General features: G+C 67.6%; 17 protein-coding genes and 1 pseudogene. 4 read left to right on the top strand and 14 right to left on the bottom strand.

Annotated elements, in window-relative coordinates:
• Positions 1–163 precede the first annotated feature (163 nt).
• From WME73_RS46335 to WME73_RS46320, 4 genes and pseudogenes are all read left to right on the top strand, one after another.
• On the top strand, positions 164–1,189 hold the full coding sequence (locus WME73_RS46335) for an FG-GAP repeat domain-containing protein (RefSeq protein WP_437913743.1): 1,026 nt from the start codon (positions 164–166) through the stop codon (positions 1,187–1,189).
• Between the two features lie 394 nt (positions 1,190–1,583).
• Complete coding sequence (locus tag WME73_RS46330; RefSeq protein ID WP_437742677.1) at positions 1,584–2,042, top strand: hypothetical protein; 459 nt, start codon at positions 1,584–1,586, stop codon at positions 2,040–2,042.
• A gap of 495 nt (positions 2,043–2,537) precedes the next feature.
• A pseudogene (locus WME73_RS46325) lies at positions 2,538–2,744 on the top strand (DUF6922 domain-containing protein); the annotation flags it as partial.
• A gap of 178 nt (positions 2,745–2,922) precedes the next feature.
• Positions 2,923–3,180: a nucleotidyl transferase AbiEii/AbiGii toxin family protein gene (locus tag WME73_RS46320; protein ID WP_437917535.1), complete on the top strand. Its 258-nt coding sequence runs from the start codon at positions 2,923–2,925 to the stop codon at positions 3,178–3,180.
• 99 nt (positions 3,181–3,279) lie between these two features.
• On the opposite strand, the gene imm31 is transcribed toward WME73_RS46320, so the two are convergent.
• The 14 genes from imm31 to WME73_RS46250 form a co-directional block, all read right to left on the bottom strand.
• Positions 3,280–3,567: an Imm31 family immunity protein gene (gene imm31, locus WME73_RS46315; protein ID WP_437913741.1), complete on the bottom strand. Its 288-nt coding sequence runs from the start codon at positions 3,565–3,567 to the stop codon at positions 3,280–3,282.
• 225 nt (positions 3,568–3,792) lie between these two features.
• Positions 3,793–4,074, bottom strand: coding sequence for a hypothetical protein (locus WME73_RS46310; RefSeq protein ID WP_437743785.1), 282 nt, complete (start codon positions 4,072–4,074; stop codon positions 3,793–3,795).
• A 14-nt stretch (positions 4,075–4,088) separates the two neighbouring features.
• Positions 4,089–4,925: an ExeA family protein gene (locus tag WME73_RS46305; protein ID WP_437743786.1), complete on the bottom strand. Its 837-nt coding sequence runs from the start codon at positions 4,923–4,925 to the stop codon at positions 4,089–4,091.
• 2 nt (positions 4,926–4,927) lie between these two features.
• Positions 4,928–6,367, bottom strand: coding sequence for an IS481 family transposase (locus WME73_RS46300; RefSeq protein WP_437743787.1), 1,440 nt, complete (start codon positions 6,365–6,367; stop codon positions 4,928–4,930).
• Between the two features lie 173 nt (positions 6,368–6,540).
• A complete protein-coding gene (locus tag WME73_RS46295; RefSeq protein ID WP_437743788.1) occupies positions 6,541–7,122 on the bottom strand; it encodes a hypothetical protein in 582 nt (193 codons plus the stop codon).
• 144 nt (positions 7,123–7,266) lie between these two features.
• Entirely contained in the window at positions 7,267–7,497 is a 231-nt protein-coding gene (locus WME73_RS46290) for a polymorphic toxin type 17 domain-containing protein (RefSeq protein ID WP_437917507.1), read from the bottom strand.
• Between the two features lie 62 nt (positions 7,498–7,559).
• Positions 7,560–8,072, bottom strand: a complete 513-nt coding sequence (locus WME73_RS46285) for a DUF2247 family protein (RefSeq protein ID WP_437913740.1) — start codon at positions 8,070–8,072, stop codon at positions 7,560–7,562.
• Positions 8,073–8,080: 8 nt separating this feature from the next.
• Positions 8,081–8,431, bottom strand: a complete 351-nt coding sequence (locus WME73_RS46280) for a hypothetical protein (RefSeq protein WP_437913738.1) — start codon at positions 8,429–8,431, stop codon at positions 8,081–8,083.
• A gap of 421 nt (positions 8,432–8,852) precedes the next feature.
• Positions 8,853–9,311: a hypothetical protein gene (locus tag WME73_RS46275; RefSeq protein ID WP_437913737.1), complete on the bottom strand. Its 459-nt coding sequence runs from the start codon at positions 9,309–9,311 to the stop codon at positions 8,853–8,855.
• Positions 9,311–11,473 carry an RHS repeat domain-containing protein gene (locus tag WME73_RS46270; protein ID WP_437913736.1) on the bottom strand — a complete coding sequence of 721 codons (2,163 nt, stop codon included), beginning with the start codon at positions 11,471–11,473 and terminating at the stop codon, positions 9,311–9,313. The genes WME73_RS46275 and WME73_RS46270 overlap by 1 nt, the downstream gene beginning before the upstream one ends.
• A 19-nt stretch (positions 11,474–11,492) precedes the next feature.
• On the bottom strand, positions 11,493–11,984 hold the full coding sequence (locus tag WME73_RS46265) for a pentapeptide repeat-containing protein (RefSeq protein WP_437913734.1): 492 nt from the start codon (positions 11,982–11,984) through the stop codon (positions 11,493–11,495).
• Between the two features lie 5 nt (positions 11,985–11,989).
• Positions 11,990–14,026, bottom strand: coding sequence for an RHS repeat-associated core domain-containing protein (locus WME73_RS46260; protein ID WP_437913733.1), 2,037 nt, complete (start codon positions 14,024–14,026; stop codon positions 11,990–11,992).
• An 89-nt stretch (positions 14,027–14,115) separates the two neighbouring features.
• Entirely contained in the window at positions 14,116–14,316 is a 201-nt protein-coding gene (locus WME73_RS46255) for a hypothetical protein (RefSeq protein WP_437913732.1), read from the bottom strand.
• A 25-nt stretch (positions 14,317–14,341) separates the two neighbouring features.
• Complete coding sequence (locus WME73_RS46250) at positions 14,342–20,101, bottom strand: RHS repeat-associated core domain-containing protein (RefSeq protein ID WP_437913731.1); 5,760 nt, start codon at positions 20,099–20,101, stop codon at positions 14,342–14,344.
• Between the last annotated feature and the right edge of the window lie 107 nt (positions 20,102–20,208).

The raw sequence follows: 20,208 nt of genomic DNA, 5'->3' as shown, positions 1-20,208 counted from the left end.
GCGCTTGCTATCGGCCGGCGTACGTGCTCGGCGTGCTCAGGATCGTGGACCGGATCGGATCTCCCGTGCCGGCGTCGGCGCCCGCGCCCGAGCCGCAAGCGAGGTGAGTGTGAGGTCTGCGGCTACAGGGGCTGCGCTGTGCGCGATCGCCGCGATTCACCCCATGCCGGCCTGCACGCCGGGCATCGAGCCGGACCACGACCGCTCGTCCGCCGAGCCGGCGGCGTCGTCCCTGGGACGCGCGACGCAGCGGGCGAGCAGGTACGGGTGGAAGGCCGTCCGTATGAATGACTTCAGCCGCGACGAGATGGTGGATGTGCTCTGGGAGCATCCCGAGAAGAGCCTGGCGGCGATCTGGCTGATGGAGGGGACCCAGCTGGTCGCGCCGGGGCCGGTCATCCCGGGGCCGCTCGGCCAGGGCTGGGAGGCGGTCAACGCGGGTGACTTCAACTCCGACGGCATGGCGGATGTGCTCTGGCGCAACATCGACCAGAACCTGGTGGCCATATGGCTGATGGAAGGGAGCCAGCTGCTCTCGCCGGGGCCGATCATCCCGGGGCCGATCGGCCAGGGCTGGAAGGTGATCGGGGTGTCCGATCTGAACCGCGACGGCATGGGGGATGTGATCTGGAACAACAAAGATCAGAACGTGATGACGACATGGACGATGAATGGACCGCAGCTGCTCGCGCCGGGGCCGGTCATCCCGGGGCCGCTCGGCCAGGGCTGGGTGGCGCGCAGCGCGCGCGACTTCAACCGCGACGGCATGGCGGACGTGATCTGGGACAACGAAGAGCAGAGCCTGATGGCCGTCTGGCTGATGGAGGGCGCCCAGCTTCTCGCGCCGGGGCCGATCCTCCCGGGGCTCGGCCCCGGCTTTCACGTCGTGACCGCGCAGGACTACGACGGAGACGGCATGGCGGACGTGCTCTGGAACGACACGGAGCGGAACCTCATGGCCGTCTGGCTGATGGCGGGCGCCTCCCTGGTGATCGCGGCAGGGCCGGTGATCCCGGGGCCGCTCGGCCGCGGCTGGGAGGCGCGCCCCGCCTCCGACAGCAGTTTCGACGGCATGGCGGACGTGCTCTGGTACGCCAAAGGAACGAACCAGGCGGCTGTCTGGTTGATGGACGGCACTCAGCTGCTCGCGCCGGGGCCGGTGTTTCCGGGGCCCTACGACGGCGGGTGACAGGGCGCCGTCCCACGTCCGCGGCTCTGTCTCGGCGCCGGCGGCGCTGGCGGCGGCGCTGGCGCCATCGACGCGGAGGCAGAGGGGGGCGGAGGCGCTCAACACAGCCGTGGTTAGGCAACAATTTCGGGCACTTGCGTCCGTGTCCCGCCGTCCCCCGCGACGATCCCTCCGGAGCGCGCAGAAATGATGGATACAGCGTGGCTGTTCAGGAGGCGCGGGCGGGCAGGCGATTCTTGTCACCTCGGATCAGCGCCGTGATTTGTCATTGACAGCCGCGAATCGCTTTGCTCTTCATTTTAATGCTGCCCTTCTGAACCGACCGGGACGTACATGACCGCCGCATGCTCCGCGACCGCCCTCTCGTACGAGTCCATCCGCGTTTCGGTCCAGCGTGGCGTTCGTCGGGACGGAGGCCGCCTTGGCTCGCGGGATTGAGCTGGATCGTTCGCGCTATCCGCTGGTCGTGATGCGGGCCGGCGAGCACTACACCCAGGACGATTGGGACGTGCTGATGCGCGGCATGATCCAGCTCATCGTGTCGGGGCCGTTCGGCCTGATCAACGACACGCGCGGCAGCAGCATGCCGAACGCCGTGCAGCGGCGAGCCGTCGCGCAGATGTACGCCGACTACGAGCGGCAAGCGCGCGCGCACCTGCTCGCGTCCGGCATCGTGGGCGACTCCAGCCTGGTGAACGGCATCCTGACCGCGCTCAACTGGCTGAAGCCGCCGCCGCATCCCGTCAGGGTCTTCTCGTCGATGACCGACGCGGAGCGCTGGGTGCTCCAGCATTTCAACGTCGAGCTCCGCCGGCAGGCCCAGGCGCCTAGCGTCGAGCACAGGGTCGGCTGACCCGCGCACGAGCGCACGCGAGCTACCGGCGCGGCGCGAGCGTGGCGCCCTGGGCGGCGATGATCGCGCGCCGCCTGTTCATCGAGCATCTGCGCTCCGCCCGGCGCGAGCGGCTTGGCGCGCCCGACACGCTGGACGGCGCCACGCCCACGCGCGCCGCGGGTCCCGCCCGACGAGGAGCTCGCCGCGCGCCGGATGGCGGGCGCGGTCGAGCAGGTGCTCGGGGGGCTCCCGGCACGCCAGGTCGAGGCGTTCCGGCTGGTGCCGAGGAGGGGAACAGCCTCGACGAGGTCGCGGCGCGGCTCGGGTGTACCGAGATGGCGGCCCGCCTCTGGGCCTACCGGGCGCGGGCAAGCATCCGCCGCCACCTCGGCGAGGCGTTGGAGGTCGCGGGGTGAGCGAGGGGAGACGGGAGAACGATGAGGATCTCGCAGGGCGGGAGATCTGGCGACCGTTCGCGTGAACACGTCGCAACCATGGTAAGGTGCCAGTACCGTGTGCCCGACGTCCGAGCCCAAGCCCGCTCCCCGCGGGGAAACACTGCCGACCAGAGGCCGCGCGCGCCGCTCGGGGAACGACAAGCTGCCCGAGCTGCTCCGGCCGTTCTTCTGGGAGTACGATTTCGACGAGCTGACGTGGCAAGCCGACCGCGCGATGATCATCGAACGGCTCCTCAGTCGCGGCTCCTGGTCCACGTGGCGGTGGCTCAGGGACGAGCTGGGAGACGGCTCGCTACGCGACTTTCTGACCAAAACCAGGGGGCGCGCGCTCGCTCCGCGTCAACTCCGGTTCTGGCAGCTCATCCTGGAGCTTCCGGAGAAGAGCGTTCGTTTGTGGATGGACGACAAGAAGAAGTCCATTTGGTTCTCGAGGACCGGTCATGAAGCTACACCGAGGAATCCTCACCGCAGCACAACGGAAGGCCCTGGATCTGCTCGGTCCTCCGGCAACGTCTCGCGGCCTTTACCTCGGCGGCGGCACCGCCCTGGCGCTGCGCCTGGGCCATAGGTCTTCGATTGACTTCGATTGGTTCTCAGATGCGCAGCTCGGCGATCCGCTGTTGCTCGCGGAAAAATTGAGAATGTTTCGGACTGCGATAGCCTACTTCGCGGCAGTTGGGGGATCAGGGAGGTGGTGAGATGGGCGGCGGGCTGACGGGCGAGCTGGCCGGGCAGCGCCTGGCGCAGCGCGCCGCACTGAGGAAGCGGATGTGGTCAGCGAGGCGGCCCGACGTCGCTCATGTCCGGGGCGACCCCTTCCCGGTCGCTGGATCGACGCGCACGCCCATCACTTCGCCTGTGTACACGTCATCTCTGGACATCTTCCGTCCCTCCGTCTGCAGGCACCGCTCCTCCAGCTGCCAGCAGCAGTTCTCGTCGGCGAAGGCCTGGATGGCATACTCCCATTCAACGCCGTCGCCGCCGGAGCGCCCCACGACGACCCCGCACGTGCCCCACAACCGCCCCGGGACTGCATCGCAGGGGAGAATGGATACAACCTCGTAAAAATCGAATTTCGGCTCCATATCAGTGCGTGATCTCTCCTTTCAACGAGACGTTTGAGCGTGCTCGCGAAGTTTGAGGGGGTGCCGAGCACGAAGATTGAGGGACGCGCGGCGTCATGGCGGTCGCGGCGTTGGGCATGGCCGGGCCGCGACGCCAGGACGGACACGAGCACGAAGTTTGAGGGCCTTTGAGCGCGAAGATCGAGGGACGCACGGCGTGATGAGCCGTGCGCGGGCGGGGTCGCCTCAAAACGGGATGTCGTCGCCGGGCTGCTCGTCGCCGAGCGCCCGCGAGTGATCGGCAGGGAGGAAGGCGCGGTAGCTGTCGAGCGCGGCGTGGAGCTCGCGGACGGCCTCGAAGATGCGGCTGGCGGCGCGCAGGCCCGGATTGCGGGGCGCGGGCGCCTCGGGGGGCGCGAGCAGATCGGGGTGCTGCGCGAGCAGGACCTGGATGAGGAAAAGCAGCGTCGCGTCGAGCAGCGCGAGGGGCTCGGGGATCGGCAGCGTGACGTTGGTGGTGCGTGGCATGGGGGCCTCCGGGTTCACCGTTTGCGGTTCGCGGACTTGGGCTTCGGGGCCGCGCCGAAGACCTCGAGAAAGAGCTTCTCGTCGAGCCGCGGCAGCTCGCGCTCGGCGGCGGCAGCGAGCAGTTCGTCGGCGAGGTTCATGAGCACGCGGTAGTTTCCGGCGGAGTGGTCGGCGAGCGTGGCCTTGAGCTCCGCGGTCATCAAGGAGGGGTTGCCCGCAGCGGCGAGCACGTGGTCGAGGCAAGCGAGCAGCTCGTCGCGAGAGGCGTAGTCGAGGACGAGCCGGCGACGGATGCGCGAGCCGAGCGGCAAGAGCTCGGCGGTGCGGAGACGCTCGGGGAGACGGGAGTCGCCGGCGAAGACCACGCAGAGCAGTTGCCTCGAATCGAAGTCCTTGCTGGAGAGGATGCGCAGCTCGTTGAGCACGGGCGTGCTCGCCTCCTGCGCCTCATCGAGGATCAGCACGGGCCGGCGAAGCGTCGTGGCGAAGTGCTCGGCCCAGCGCGCGCGAAGCGCCTTGAAGCCTGCCCAGCGGTTGCTGGACGAGAGCGGGACTCCGAAGAGATCACCGAGCTCGCGGTAGAAGTCGCCGGCCCTGCTCTGGGGATGCTCGATGGTGCCGACCACCACGTCGGTCAGGGCGCCGAGCCGCGCAGCGAGCAGGCGCAAAGCGATGCTCTTGCCCGTGCCGGGATCGCCGGTGAGCATGGCGAAGCCGCCGTGGGCCAAACCGAGCTCGACGCGACGAAGGAAGGTGTCGACGGGCGGCGAGACGTAGAGGGCCTCCGCGGGTACATCGGCGCGGAAGGGAATGTACTTCAAACTGTAGAGAGACAGGAGTCGACTCATCATGGTCAATCCTCCTCCGTGTTCTTGGGCAGGTAGGCGGGCGGCAGGCCCGTGGCCGCGTACTCGGCCATCAGCTGGCGCAGGAGCGGCGCGATACCGGGGGGCTTCCTCGACGGAGCCAGCGGCGCGGTGATCTCGGTGAGCGCGCGACGCGCGCGGTCCGCGTTCCTCTCCTTGTCGAGCGGAAAGAGCGTGGCGAGGTGCGCGCCCGAGCGCGGGTCGACGAGCTCTGCGCTGGAGAGATCCCAGCGCGCGACACGAATCCGTGGACGTTCGAGCACTCGGTAGGCCGAGGGAACCTCGAAGCGCACGCCCTCGATCGTGACCGTCCCGTCGCTCCGGCGCTGGTGGCGCGAGATCTCCATGCGGAAGGCCCGGCGCAGCGCCTCGGAGTCGGGGCTCGGGCGGCTCACGTCGGGGCCTTCGAGGTAGCGTTCGAGCGGAGTCTTCTTGAGCTCGCCGTGGACGGTGCGGTGATACTCCTGCTCGACCCACGCCTGGGTCGCGGTGTTGAGCAAGTCGAGCGTGAGGTTCGGTTCGCCCTCGAGCATCGGCATGAGCCGCCCTTCGACGAGCGTCCAGAAGTGCTCTTGCTTGCCGTTCTGATGAGGGCTGTTCGGCAGCGTGAGATATTGCGCGATGCCGAGCCGCTCGAGCCCCTCTCGCATCTCGGCGGCCTTCATGGCACCTCCACGATCGCTGTAGGCGCCGCGCGGCAGCCCCCGCTTCTGGATCCCCTGGCTGAAGCCGTGCACGAGGTTCTCGGTGTTCTCGCAGTCGAGGTACCACTGCGCGTGGCAGCACACCCGCGAGCAGTCGTCGAGCAGGCCGAAGAGATAGGGTGTCTTCAGCTCCCCGCTGGCCGTGATGACCTTTCGCTTGCCCTCGTGGAAGTCGTAGTGCCAGAGCGCGTTGACATAGGCCAGCTCGTACGAGCGCGTCTCGCGCGGCACGATCTCCGATTCGACCGCCCTGCCTTGGCGCCTCCTCTGGATGCGATACATGCCGTGGGCCTTCATGAAACGGCGCACTGTGGTGTAGCTGGGCACCGGGTCGAGCGCGGGGGTTGTCTTTGCGAGCGCGACGAGGTTGTCGTGGTGGAGCTGCCAGGTCCAGCGCGGGTGATCGCGATACTGACTCTCGATCGCGGACGCGACCGCTGTCGTGATTCTCGGCTGCGAGCCGGCGTGCTTCGGGACCTTGCGCGCGAGCACGCTGATCGGGTCATCCGCGCTGCGCGCCGCGTAGTACATGCGCTCGATGGTCTTGGGCGAGAGCCGGATCACCGAGCCCTTGGTCGGGTGTCGCCAGGACTTCGCGGCGAGCTCGGCGATCCGACTCGCGAGCTCGCCGGGCTCCGGCGGAGAGGCGAGCAGGTGGCTGATGATGGAGAAGCGCATCCGCGCCCAGCGCAGGCGCATGGGCGCCTGGTCGTCGTGGCTCATCGATTCCTCCTCCGGATCGAAAGGCGCAGACGGGCCCTTGGCGGGCGCGCGCGCGTCCGGTGCTCGTGGCTCATGAGGTCTCCTGCGCGGTCGGCGAACGGACCTACCGGGCGGGGAAACCCTATCTCACCGCGGAATCCACGCCGAATGACATCTTCTGCGTGGCGCCGTGGTCATGCGATGTCCCTCAAAAAACGTGATCCATCGAGGACCGAGCCCGTCGTGAGCGGCGCGAGCAGGTGGAGCATCGTGCCCATCTGCTCGTCGGCCGTGCCGGGAAGCCGTTCGATGATCGACCTTGGGATCCCGCCGATATCGACGCCGACGAGCCGGGTGCGGATCGCGAGCAGGACCTCCTTCGCGAGGAAGGGGCCGCGCCACCAGGCGAGCCATCGGCGCGTCGTCCTCCGCGGAACGCCGGTCGGCTGCGCGCCGGCGGTGCCGAGCGCCTGCGCGGCGAGGCTCGCCACGATCACGACGACGCCGAGGTACACGCGTGGGCCGAGGAATCGAAGCGACGGGGGCGTCGCGCGCCGCCGGCACCCCTCGCGGCCGCAGCAGAAGCTGAAGCGGACGACGAACGCTTCGCCCTCCGGCGCGATGAGCGCGCCCCGCGGCTTGCGGGTGTAGTTGCCCGCGTGCAGCGGCCCCCCGCACGCCGGGCACCGGCTCGCCGCAACCCGCCGCGCGATCGCCCGGTCCAGGGCCTCCAACGTCGCGAAGAACTCGCCCTTGAGCGTGAATTGATCGAACATGGGCTCCTCCGTTTCTGGCAACTCGGAGGCGAGCCCCCTCGGAGGACCTCGACAAGTTTTCTGAGGGGGCTTCGTTTGTCGCCCCTCAAAGAACGCGCTCAGGAGGACGCCCGGGGGCCCCCATCTTCTTGGCGCTGCTCACGTTCAGGTGTCGCATGTGCGGCGACGCTCACCCGAGCTGAGCCCTGCCGGTGCTGGAGAGCTGCACGTCCCACTCGAAAGCCTCTCCGCTGGTCTGGTAGGTTCTCTGACCCACTCATTGCCGAACCTGTCGATGACCCCACCGCCAGGGCCCTTCGCCGGGTTGGAGGGGTTCCAGTTTTTCGGCGGGACGAAGCGGATGCACCCAACTCGAGGCAGCTGCTCCGCCTTGATCCGCGCCGCCTGCGTTCACAGCCGCTGGGCCGCTCCCACCGTGTTTGGGCCGCACAGAAAGCTTAAGATGAGGTGTACCTGCTAGATTCCTCTTCGAGATACTGCCGCCATTTATCGAACAACCTCTGCTCGTTCAGGATTACGCTCCCGAGATCCGGCTCATCGGATGGCATATACCGAATAAAGCAGGCGACACGTTCTGGATAGCCGAAGTCCGCATACGCTCCCTCGACGCACCGCAGCGGGTCAGCAAACTCCTCCCTGTGCTCAAATATCCATACCAACGCGAGATAGAGCCATTTTCGACGAATCTCCTCGATATCCTCCTCGGGTTCAGCGCTCGCAAGGATCTCCACATGGGTGCGAATCGCATCGTTCTCTGCTTCTTCCAAACCTGCCAGCTCAACGAGAACCGAGGCGGAGTTATCACTGTCGGCGATCTGGGCAGCCGCGACACAGGCTGGCGCCCCCGGATCCAACAATTTTTCATCGAGACCAAAACCAACCTCGCGCCAGCTCAGTCGAACTCTGCCTTCGATAAAGTTATACGGGATGCTCACTGCGACCAGTTCCATCTGCACCTCTACTGCACCACTTTTTGGTTGGGCATACCATTGATGAACTCACCGGGAATGAACCGCTGATGGGACACGACGCTGCTCGGCTCCAGGATGTCTTCAAAGATCCCGGCCCCTCCGTTCACTTCGCCCGTCGCCTGCAGCAGTGTTCGCTGCATACCATTTCCTCCCCGGATACCGAAAAGTTTTCCAGCTTCAAGCGGCTCCCGACTGACGAAGCTCGCCGCCCGATGTGCCCAGTCCCCTTTCAAACCGCTACCGATACGCTGAGCCTTCAGAATTTCGTCTGTCGCCAGCGGAACACGAAGCCGTTGAGCCTGAACTGCGTTGCTCGCGACATCTCCTGCCGCCCTCACGGCCGCCGGAGGCGCGGCGGGTACCCTTGGCGCCGCCGCCTGCGCCTTTCCCTCCCGCGACCTTGGCGATGACGCGCTTCGTGGCCTCTGCCGCGTTCCTGGCGTGGTTGGAGGCCTGCGCTGCCCCGCGCGTCATGACCTCGACGGCCTGTCTCCCCATGGTCTGCAGTCGAGGCCCCGCCTGCCTCACCGCCTGCATGACGGCAGGCCCGGCCTGTCTCGCCGCTTGCACCGCGGCGGGCCCGGATATCGCATTTCTATGGCACCGGGGTAGGCCCAGGTCCCTGTTGTCCGTTAGCGCGTGAAGCTACCCAGGTGCGCATCCTGGGCGGGGCCCACTGCACGGGCGATGGATCCGACCCCCTCGCGTTCGTTCGACCCGACGTCCGTCGAAGATCCGATTTCAGCAAGCCACAGCAGCTCAGCTTTTCGGAAACTGGAATGGCCCCTTCTCTCGGCCCGTGAAGAGTCGCGTTTCCTCATCTGCCGCCGGCTCAAGTCCAGCGTAAAAGCGAGACACCTCGTGACGCTCTGCCATCTCTACCGCAAAGCAGAACAGGGCATCCTCCAAGGCGCGCGGGCACTCGACATCGTCCAAATCGACACCTAGCTCCACATCGATCAACTCCTCTGATCTCAGCAGTCTTACAGAAACGTCCTCGAGCGTCCCATACTTGGGCAGGTCCATCGAACGGAGCAGCAGCAACGCTGCACCAGACACGCGACCAAGCAAGTCTGCAACTGATATACCCGGATCACAGTCGTCGCCTTCAAGCACCGCACGAGCGACGCCAGCCGATCGTGCAACAATCTCGTTCACCAGATCCTGCGCGGCAGAGATTTGCAGCCCCTCGAACACAACTTCCAGTAGTTGTCCCATCAGTCCACGAACCCATTGAATGTAAAATCCTGGTTAAGCCGAATACCTCGACCATCAGGGAGCCGCTTTTCAACCCACTGAAGGCCTGTCTTCGGATCCGTCACCTTGGCGAAGTCGCCAGGTCCTCGCACAATGTCCCTAAAATGATTCAATGCTTGTTGGTGCCACGTGCTCTGATTGCCCGTCATCCTGCCCCAAATCTCAGGATGCCGTCCGGCATGCTTTGACAACGCGTGTCCGAGGCGCGTCGTCCCTTTGTACGCATCTGACGCAGTGCTCAGCGCGGTCTTCAGCTCATTCGCACCGACCAGTCTACTTGCGGCCACTGGAGGCGCGGCCGGCTGGCTCGGCGCCGCCGTCGGCAGCTTGCCCGCGACCTTGGCGATGACGCGCTTCGTGACCTCAGCCGCGTTCCTGGCGTGGTGGGAGGCCTGCGCTGCCCCGCGCTGCGTGACCTCGGCGGCCTGTTTCCCCATGGTCTGCACGCGAGCCCCGGCTTGCCTCGCCATCTGCATGACGACAGGTGCGGCCCTGGTCAACGCCTGCACCGCCGCAGGCCCCCGCGTCCTCACCGCCTGCGCCACGGCAGGACCGACCTGCCTCGCGTACTGCACCACGACAGGCCCGGCGTTCTGGACGATGGGGGCCACCCGCTGCGCGGTCTGCTGCAGGAAGTGCATGACAGGGTTGGTCCCTTCCGAGTCGACGAAGTCGAGCGGACGGTTCCGCGCATACCCGTACAGGTTGCAATCGACAGGGCTGGCGAGGCACAGGTCGGGCTCTTCGAGGAACAGCGGATCCGGCGTCGTGAACCGGTTGATCGTCGGGTCGTAGTCGCGCACCCCCATGCGGACCACACCCAGATCGGCGTCATAGCCCTTCTCCACGTAGTCCACGGCCGCCGCATCGGACGGATGCACCGCGCGGTTACCAAAGGGCGATGCCAGCCGCGCCGTGCCCCCGGCGTCCGCGATCACGGTGCCGCGCCGGTCGACCGCGAGCATCTGGAAGACGCCGTTCTTCAGCAGGCCCACCAGCTGCCCGCCCACGTGCACCGGCTCCGTCAGCCCGGAGCCGTCCAGGTAGATGTCATCACCGATATAGGCCGCCAGCGGCGCGCCGGCCGCGCTGAGCTTCACTAGCCGCTGGCCGTCCTCGTCATAGAGGAACCTCCACGACGACGCGCCCCGGGTCGCCCTCTCCACCTGGCCGTTCGGGCCATACGCGAGCGCGAGGTCCCCTTTCATCACGGTCCGACCGAGCGCGTCGAACGTGTGCACGACGCTCCCGGCAACCAGCGTGTCTCCGTGCGATACCAGCGTCCGCGTGCTGCCCGCCTCGGTGATCGACGTGGGCAGCCCGCTCGCATCGAACGTGTACGCGTACGTCGCCGCCGCGTCCTCGGCCGCGCTCAGGAACCCCTCGGCCGAGTAGTCGTACTGCCTCGTCCACCGGCTCGCGCCGATCGCCACCTCCTCGGTGTCGGTGAGCCCGCGGCTGTTGAACCGCCACCCGACCGACGTCGCCTGCGCCGCCGTCGTCTGCGCCACGCTCACGCGCTCCTGTGTCAGCGGGTCGTAGCCGAAGGCGACCATGCCCGCACTACCAAAGCGCACCTCGTCGAGCTGCCCCAGCGCGTTGTACCCGAACGTCGCCAGCGGCTGGCCGTTGACGCGCATCGTGCTCAGCGCCCCATACGTGGTCCATCCGTACCGCTTCGTCACGGCCGACAGCACCTGCCCGCTGCCGTCCTTCACGGTGGTCGTCTCCTCGGCAATCTCGTCGTTCTCGGCGTACCGCACCACCTCGGTCTCCACCGTGCGCCAGCCGTCCAGCGTCAGCGTGCTCCGGACGATCTGCCCGTCGGCCCGGTGCGCGAACAGCTTGGTGTACCCCTCGCCGGTCACCGCCGTGAGCAGCCCCGGCGAGTCGTTCGCCGCGGGTTGATCCGGTGTCGCGCCGTCGTAATAGAAGCGGTACGTCTGCGTGTCCCCCGACGCAGCGTCGGTGTGCACCTCGTGTGTCGCGCGGCCGATGGCGTCGTGCTGCCAGCGCTCGGAGCGCACCTCCTCACCGCCCTGCGACAGGAAGTGCTTGGCCACGAGCAGGCCCGTGTCGGGGTCGTACTCGTACGCGACCGTGGCGATGCCGTCGCGCTCCACGCGCTGGTGTGGGGAGGGATCACTCTGCGCGGTTTCGCATGATCACGCCGTGAGCTTCGGGCACGAAACCGTCAGGCCATCTCGTCGAGGGATCCGCCTCTGCCTGCTCCAACTCAGCCTTCTCCAAGCCTTGGCAGCGGAGGTTTGCTCCGCCCAACTTTGCCCCCCTAAAGCTCGCCTGCCCAACTCTGGCGCTCTGGAGATCGGCATTCGTGAAGTCCGCGCGATCGAATGTTCCGGCGGAAAGCACCGCTGCGCGAAGCTGTGCGCCTACGAACAACGCATCGGTCGCCACCGCGCTGAAAAGGTTCGAGTTCGACAGGTCGCAGCCGGTCAGATCCGCTCTTTCGATCCATGCGGAACGAAGCTCGGCGGCAACGAACTTTGCCCCTCGAAGATTTTGGCCGTCAAGAATGGCCCGATGGAGATTCAACCCGGAAAGGTCCGCCCCCGAAAGCGAGTCCGCACCGACAACCACATCGTCACCAGTCTGACATTTGATAGTTACCATTGGCATCACCACTCTGTCGAAATCTTGATTTGATCCCATGGAACCACTGGACCACGCCCGCCGGCCCACGACTGAATCGTGGGTTCCTGTTGGAGGATCCGACCGGCAATGTGCCGATGGTTACCATCGACGATGATCTGGCCGTCAACCTTGATGGCCGGCGCGACATCTCCAGCGAGCAGCTTATCCACGTACTGTTGAACGAGTCGCAACGATACACCACCGCCCTGTTGCGACTGCAGCGGAGCCCCCTTCATCGCCTCGCGGATCACCTGCTCGGTGACTTGCTCACCCTTCGTGATCGCCGCTTCTTTCCTTGCGGTAACTGGAGGCGCGGCCGGCTGGCTCGGCGCCGTCGCCTGAGCCTTGCCAGCGACCTTGTCGATGACGCGCTTCGTGACCTCAACCGCGTTCCTGGCATGGTGGGAGGCCTGCGCCGCCCCGCGCTGCGAGACCTCGACGGCCTGTTTCCCCATGGTCTGCACGCGAGCCCCGGCTTGCCTCGCCATCTGCATGACGACAGGTGCAGCCTGTCTCACCGCCTGCACCGCCGCAGGCCCCCGCGTCCTCACCGCCTGCGCCACCGCAGGACCGACCTGCCTCGCGTACTGCACCACGGCAGGCCCGGCGTTCTGGACGATGGGGGCCACCCGATTCGCGATCTGGATCACGTAATGGTAAGGATTGGTCCCTTCCGGGTCGACGAAGTCGAGCGGACGGTTCCGCGCATACGCGTACAGATTGCAGTCGACGGGGCTGCCGACGCACAGGTCGGGCGCTTCGAGGAACAGCGGATCCGGCGTCGTGAACCGGTTGATCGCCGGGTCGTAGTCGCGCACCCCCATGCGCACCACGCCCAGCTCGGCGTCATACCCCTTCTCCACGTAGTCCACCGCCGCCGCATCCGACGGATGCACCGCGCGGTTACCGAAGGGCGACGCCAGCCGCGCCGTGCCCCCGGCGTCCGCGATCACCGTGCCCCGCCGATCGACCGCGAGCATCTGGAAGACGCCGTTCTTCAGCAGGCCCACCAGCTGCCCGCCCACATGCACCGGCTCCATCAGCCCGGAGGCGTCCAGGTAGCTCCCATCATCGAGGTAGGCCGCCAGCGGCTCGCCCTCCCCCGTGAGCTTCGCCAGCCGCTGGCCATCCTCGTCATAGAGGAACCTCCACGACGAGCCGCCTCGGCTCGCCGTCTCCACCTGGCCGTTCGGGCCATACGCGAGCGCGAGGTCCCCTTTCATCACGGTCCGGCCGAGCGCGTCGAACGTGTGCACGACGCTCCCGGCAACCAGCGTGTCTCCGTGCGATACCAGCGTCCGCGTGCTGCCCGCCTCGGTGATCGACGTGGGCAGCCCGCTCGCATCGAACGTGTACGCGTACGTCGCCGCCGCGTCCTCGGCCGCGCTCAGGAACCCCTCGGCCGAGCAGTCGTACTGCCGCGTCCACCGGCTCGCGCCTATCGCCACCTCCTCGGCGTCGGTGAGCCCGCGGCTGTTGAACCGCCACCCGACCGACGTCGCCTGCGCCGCCGTCGTCTGCGCCACGCTCACGCGCTCCTGTGTCAGCGGGTCGTAGCCGAAGGCGACCATGCCCGCACTACCAAAGCGCACCTCGTCGAGCTGCCCCAGCGCGTTGTACCCGAACGTCGCCAGCGGCTGGCCGTTGACGCGTGTGACCTCGACGGCCTGTCTCCTCATGGTCTGCGGGCGAGGCCCCGCCTGCCTCACTGCCTGCATGATGGCAGGCCCGGCCTGTCTCGCCGCTTGCACCGCGGCGGGCCCGGTCTGTCTCACCACCTGCACTACGGCAGGCCCGGCGTTCTGAGCGATGGGGCCCAGCCGCTGCAAGAACTGCTGGATCAGGACCGGATTGGTCCGTTCTGGATCGACGAAGTCGAGCGGGCGGTTCCGCGCATACCCGCAGAGTTTGCAATCGACGGGGCCGGCGAGGCACAGGTCGGGCTCTTCGAGGAACAGCGGATCCGGCGTCGTGAACCGGTCGATCGCCGGGTCGTAATCGTGCACCCCAATACGAACCACGCCGAGTTCGGCGTCATACCCATTCCCCAGAATGCGTTCAATGTCATAAGGATAGGATACGGGCGGCGCCGAGCTCGGGGATCCACATCTCACATCGGGCTATCTCCATCAGCATCGACTGGCGATGGAAACACTGGCAGATCCGGATCGTTTTCAATAGTGTTGCCAATATGGCGCGCAAGAACTCCCATGATCAAGTCGACCATCTTGTTCTTTCTCTGCCAGTCCAACTCATCATCAGGGATCCTGCGAGAGATTTCTGCCCAAATCTCGCCACCGAGTTCACGCACCGTGCAACTTCCTTTCACAGACCCATCAGAGCGCATTATAGTCACCTATCAACCTTTGAATGATCGCACTGTTCCCTGCGTCACCCCGCACATGACCTTGAAACTTTCCAACAATATCAAAACTACTTTCCCCCGTCTGCTTGACAATAGCCCGGCCTGCATTCGCCCCCCGCAGCTCAAAGAAGCCTCCGCCAAGCGCTCGGGTTCCAATCCCAGGGTTCATGTTACCCGCTCGAAGCTGGCCAAGGAGCGTGTCTACGTCTCTCTGGGCGGCCTCGCTTAGCGCTTCAGCTTGCCGAACGGCATACGAACTCTGACCAATTCTGCTGGTCGTCGTAATGTTGGCGGCTGCGCCCGCCGACTGAGGGAGGTTCGGTAGCCCCCGTGCTGCCACCGCCGGCGCGGCCGGCTGGCTCGGCGCCGCCGCCTGAGCCTTGCCCGCGACCTTGGCGATGACGCGCTTCGTGACCTCAGCCGCATTCCTGGCATGGTGGGAGGCCTGTGCTGCCCCGCGCTGCGAGACCTCGACCGCCTGTTTCCCCAGGGTCTGCACGCGCTCGTTTGCTCGCCTCGCCATCTGCATGACGCCAGGCGCGGCCTGTCTCACCGCCTGCACCGCGGCGGGCCCCCGCGTCCTCACCGCCTGCGCCACCGCAGGACCGACCTGCCTCACGAACTGGACCGCGGCAGGACCGGCGTTCTGAGCCATGGGGAGCAGCCGCTGCAAGAACTGCTGCCCGATGCCGATAGGGTTGGTCCCTTCCGGATCGACAAAGTCGAGCGGACGGTTCCGCGCATACCCGTACAGGTTGCAATCGACAGGGCTGGCGACGCACAGGTCGGGCTCTTCGAGGAACAGCGTATCCGGCGTCGTGAACCGGTTGATCGTCGGGTCGTAGTCGCGCACCCCCATGCGGACCACACCCAGATCGGCGTCATAGCCCTTCTCCACGTAGTCCACGGCCGCCGCATCGGACGGATGCACCGCGCGGTTACCAAAGGGCGATGCCAGCCGCGCCGTGCCCCCGGCGTCCGCGATCACGGTGCCGCGCCGGTCGACCGCGAGCATCTGGAAGACGCCGTTCTTCAGCAGGCCCACCAGCTGCCCGCCCACGTGCACCGGCTCCGTCAGCCCGGAGCCGTCCAGGTAGATGTCATCACCGATGTAGGCCGCCAGCGGCGCGCCGGCCGCGCTGAGCTTCGCCAGCCGCTGGCCATCCTCGTCATAGAGGAACCTCCACGACGACGCGCCCCGGGTCGCCCTCTCCACCTGGCCGTTCGGGCCATACGCGAGCGCGAGGTCCCCTTTCATCACGGTCCGACCGAGCGCGTCGAACGTGTGCACGACGCTCCCGGCAACCAGCGTGTCTCCGTGCGATACCAGCGTCCGCGTGCTGCCCGCCTCGGTGATCGACGTGGGCAGCCCGCTCGCATCGAACGTGTACGCGTACGTCGCCGCCGCGTCCTCGGCCGCGCTCAGGAACCCCTCGGCCGAGTAGTCGTACTGCCGCGTCCACCGGCTCGCGCCTATCGCCACCTCCTCGGCGTCGGTGAGCCCGCGGCTGTTGAACCGCCACCCGACCGACGTCGCCTGCGCCGCCGTCGTCTGCGCCACGCTCACGCGCTCCTGTGTCAGCGGGTCGTAGCCGAAGGCGACCGTGCCCGCACTACCAAAGCGCACCTCGTCGAGCTGCCCCAGCGCGTTGTACCCGAACGTCGCCAGCGGCTGGCCGTTGACGCGCATCGAGCTCAGCGCCCCATACGTGGTCCATCCGTACCGCTTCGTCACGGCCGACAGCACCTGCCCGCTGCCGTCCTTCACGGTGGTCGTCTCCTCGGCGATCTCGTCGTTCTCGGTGTACCGCACCACCTCGGTCTCCACCGTGCGCCAGCCGGCCAGCGTCAACGTGCTCCGCACGATCTTCCCGTCGGCCCGGTGCGCGAACAGCTTGGTGTACCCCTCGCCGGTCACCGCCGTGAGCAGCCCCGGCGAGTCGTTCGCCGCGGGTTGATCCGGTGTCGCGCCGTCGTAATAGAAGCGGTACGTCTGCGTGTCCCCCGACGCAGCGTCCGTGTGCACCTCGTGTGTCGCGCGGCCGATGGCGTCGTGCTGCCAGCGCTCGGAGCGCACCTCCTCACCGCCCTGCGACAGGAAGTGCTTGGCCACGAGCAGGCCCGTGTCGGGGTCGTACTCGTACGCGACCGTGGCGATGCCGTCGCGCTCCACACGCTCGACGCGGCCGTGGACATCGTACGTCACGCGATGGCCCGACCCGTCCGGCAGCGCGACCTCCCGGAGCCGCCCCAGCGCGTCGTGCACAAACTCGGTGCGGTTGCCGGCCTCGTCTTCAACCGCGTGGATGCGCCCACCCGCGTCCTTCCAGCTGCGCGCCGGCGGAAGCGCCCCGCCCTCGGAGAGGTTGTCCTTGACGCTGGACACGACGCCGTCCGGCCCGACGCTCAGCGACTCGCGCACGTCGCGCTCCACGTCGGCGTGCAAGCGCTCGAGCGCCGCCACCTGGGTTCCCCACACGTCCGCTCGCACGCTGCCGGTCCACTCGGCCCCTTGCAGGAGCTGGGTGTAGCTCACATTCGTCAGGGGGAGCTTCAGCAGCAGCGAGGGTCGCGTGTGGTGCGTGACGGTCCTCAGGCCGGGATCGCGCGTGATCACGCCGTCGAACACCCACCTGGCGCCGACGCGCGACGCCTCGGCCACGATCTCGCCCGCTGCCGTGAAGTACTGCAGCGTGTCCAGCTTCGCCCCCGCGCTCGCGTCCACGAGCGCCGTGGCCGCGATGCTCCCCGGCCGGGTGGCCGTCGCATAGACATACCTGAGCTGGAGCTGGGGGTCCGCCTCGCTCCCCGCGCCCTGGTCGCTCCACTGCTTGGCGAGCCGCTCCTGGCCATCGTAACGGAACCACTGCGTGGAATGCCTGGCAGCCCGCATGGTGGTCAGCGCCAGCACCTCGTCGCGGACGGGGTGCCGCTCGGTGACCTCGACAGCGACCCCGTCGGGCGCGGTCACCCGCTGGAGCAGCTTGTGCGCCGGATCGTACGCGACCGTCGTCGTGCCCCGACCCGGCGCCGAGACGCTCTGCACCGTGAAGTCCGGGTTGTACACCACAGATTGGTGCACGAGCTGATCGCCGCCCCCAGGCTCCACGGTTTTCACCTGCTCCAGGAGGCCGATGTCGTTGCGCGACAGCTGCACCTCGTGCCGGAAATCGAGCTCGGGCCGTTCGTGCGTCCCGGTGAGCGCGGCCGCGCCTTCCAGGCAATGCAGGTGCCTCGTGAGGGCGGCGGGCGACGCGAGCGTCAGCTGCGTCTCCAGCGTGCCCGAGGCCGTCGTCCGCCGCGTCCGCGTCGGGCACAGCTCGCCCGTGTACTCGAGGACCTCCGACACCTCGCTCACGGGGGCGCCCAGCGCGCTCGACGCGTCCTGCCAGCCGTTCTCCGCGAGCTTCAGCCGCTTGAACGGGAGGCCCTGGAACATCGCGTCCTCGTACTGCCGGAATCCGTACTCGAGCAGCAGCGGAGAGAGCGTGTCCTCCTTCGACGAGTAGAGCAGCAGCCCGGCGTTCACGTCGTCGTGGAGGAAGCTCATCTCCTCGGTCGCGGTGCCCGCCCGGCGGGTCACCAGATCGAAGCCGACGAGGAACTCGCCCACGCTGTGGTGGACAGGCCCGGCGTAGTCATAGACATACTCCGTCGCCTCGTACCCGGACGACTCCACCTGAAGCGACTCGAGGACCGGATACCGCTGGCGCGCGCCGGGGCCGGCAGGACTGCGCGTGTAGGAGAAGCGCAGCACCGTGCCCTTGCCGTCGTCGGCCGACTTCAGGAGCCCTGTCTCGGGCCGCTCCACCGGGAGGGCGTACGCCTCGCCGAAGCGCGTCACGGCGAGGCTGGTATCGCCCGTCCCGGCGAGGTCCCCCACCACGGCCACGCTGGTGCTGCCGTTGTAGAAGCGCAGCCCCGGCACCGGCGTCTCCCGGAAATCTCTGCCCGAGTTGACGAGCAGGGCGGCGACGTCAGGGCTCGACAGGAGAGCGTCGGCGAGCCCGTCGCGGTTGGCATCGACGAACGTCACCGAGTGCCTGAGCAGATCGGAGATCTGGACGCCGTTGGCGTCGCGCACCGGGTAGACTTGAGCGGTCGTCTGGAAGCCGGACTGGCCGTTGCCCAGCCACACCGCGAAGCCGCCGTCGAACCTGGACACGAGGTCCGCGACGGTGTCGCCGTTCACGTCGTGCACCCACGTCGTGTGCGGCGAGGCCGCCGGGCTGATGCGCCCCCTGCGCGGCGCGCCGAAGGCGAGCGCCCCCTCGTGGCTGCTCTCGTTGAACAGCACCTCGTAACCCCCCTCGTAGACGCGCAGCAGATCGGGCTTCTGGTCGCGGTTGATGTCCACGAGGCGCGTGTTGGGCCCGAGCTCCCAGCCGCCCGTCAGCCGCTGCTGCGCGAGCAGCGTGCCGTCGCGCCTGCACACGCGGACGTCCGCGCTCGTATGGCTCGCGTTCGGCTGCACGTGGACGACGTGCGACGCCGCGGACTCGGGCCACATGCGGGCGAGGAGGCGCGGCTCGTTGTCGTCGCCCTCCGGCGGACGGCAGAGCGGCTCCACCCCCGCGCCGCGCGGCGGCAGCTCCTCCACGCGAAAACCGGCCTCCTCCTGGACCGCGAGCGCGTGGCTCCGGCTGTGCTCGAAATCCAGCCTGCCGTCCTCGTCCTCGTCGACGAGCGTGGCGCGCCACGGCAGGATCGCAGCGTCTCCCCACGCCGCGAGGGCGTCCGAGAGCTTTGGCACGGGCTGGAACGCCGCCGCTTCCAGCGCTTCAGAAGCCGTGTGGTAGCGGTACCGCACGAGCGCCGCCCTCTCGCCCGAGGCGAAGATCTGCTGCACCTCGCTCAGGTAGAAGGCCGGGCCGAGGACCGCCTCCTGGTAGTTCAGCAGGTAGCGCCAGCGCGCTACCATCTCCCCGCTGGTGGCGTGCCGGGCAAACACCCGTACGACGGACACTCGCCAGTCGAGCTTCTGCTCCATACCTGAACGCATATCGACGAATGGCCTGGACAACGTCTCGTACCCGAGCTCGATGAGAGCCTGGTGGGTGCCGCCGCGCCCGCCATAGCTGACGTGCTGGACGTAAGGGCGCCCTGAAGGGCTGCGCGCATAGACAAACGTCGTCTTCTCCCCCTCGGCCGACGTCGCCTCGCGAAGCAGCCACGAGTAGATGCCACGTGGGGTCTCGACCACGTGGGTGGAGCTCCCTCCATAACTCCACGTGCTCCCGTCGGGCAGATACGCGGTGAGGGCGGTCCCCGACACTTCCACGCGCACGCGCGCGCCGAGGCCGGCCGGGTACCACGCCCCGTCCGCGCCGCGCACGAGCCGCCCCCAGGGGCTGGTCAGCTCGTCGGTCGCGAAGTCGAGCTCCCCGCGCGCTCGCCACCGGGACACCGACCAGGAGTCGGCTTTCCAACCCATCCCCCACTCCGAGATGCCTGCGCCCGGTGAATAGCTCGGAAAGGGTGACGCGAGCAGCGGCCCGCGGTCCTCGGGCGCGTCGAACGGCCCAGGCAGGGAGAAGCTGCCCCGCGATACGTCCGCAGGTCCGAGCGCGATCTGCGCATACTCCCCCGCGATCGAGCCGCGCGCGGGCGCTGATAGCTGCGGCGTCTGCACCTTCGCATCGTAAAAGCTGGGCTGCGCGGCCGCGCTGCTCGCCAGCAGGGCCGCGCACGCGCCTGCCAGCCATGGTAGCGATGTCATGAGCTGTTTCATGGAAGACTCCGGAAAGAAAGTCTCGTGTTCTCGAGGGTGATGGCGTGATACGCCAGGGTAGTTCGTGATCTCGTATCGGCGTGACCGGAGGAGCGCGGGAGAGCGCC

The sequence above is a fragment of the Sorangium sp. So ce302 genome (assembly GCF_051530145.1).
Taxonomy (GTDB): Bacteria; Myxococcota_A; Polyangia; order Polyangiales; family Polyangiaceae; genus Sorangium; species Sorangium cellulosum_B.
The sequence above is the reverse complement of the archived record's forward strand: the minus strand, read 5'-3'. Positions and strand labels throughout refer to the sequence as shown.

Excerpts from the sequence above, each read along its gene's own strand:
- WME73_RS46250 (WP_437913731.1), bottom strand. The coding sequence starts at position 20,101 with ATGAAACAGCTCATGACATCGCTACCATGGCTGGCAGGCGCGTGCGCG.
- WME73_RS46305 (WP_437743786.1), bottom strand. The coding sequence starts at position 4,925 with ATGATGAGTCGACTCCTGTCTCTCTACAGTTTGAAGTACATTCCCTTC.
- WME73_RS46275 (WP_437913737.1), bottom strand. The coding sequence starts at position 9,311 with ATGGGACAACTACTGGAAGTTGTGTTCGAGGGGCTGCAAATCTCTGCC.
- WME73_RS46335 (WP_437913743.1), top strand. The coding sequence starts at position 164 with ATGCCGGCCTGCACGCCGGGCATCGAGCCGGACCACGACCGCTCGTCC.
- WME73_RS46310 (WP_437743785.1), bottom strand. The coding sequence starts at position 4,074 with ATGCCACGCACCACCAACGTCACGCTGCCGATCCCCGAGCCCCTCGCG.
- WME73_RS46285 (WP_437913740.1), bottom strand. The coding sequence starts at position 8,072 with ATGGAACTGGTCGCAGTGAGCATCCCGTATAACTTTATCGAAGGCAGA.
- WME73_RS46295 (WP_437743788.1), bottom strand. The coding sequence starts at position 7,122 with ATGTTCGATCAATTCACGCTCAAGGGCGAGTTCTTCGCGACGTTGGAG.
- imm31 (WP_437913741.1), bottom strand. The coding sequence starts at position 3,567 with ATGGAGCCGAAATTCGATTTTTACGAGGTTGTATCCATTCTCCCCTGC.
- WME73_RS46320 (WP_437917535.1), top strand. The coding sequence starts at position 2,923 with ATGAAGCTACACCGAGGAATCCTCACCGCAGCACAACGGAAGGCCCTG.
- WME73_RS46265 (WP_437913734.1), bottom strand. The coding sequence starts at position 11,984 with ATGGTAACTATCAAATGTCAGACTGGTGACGATGTGGTTGTCGGTGCG.
- WME73_RS46300 (WP_437743787.1), bottom strand. The coding sequence starts at position 6,367 with ATGAGCCACGACGACCAGGCGCCCATGCGCCTGCGCTGGGCGCGGATG.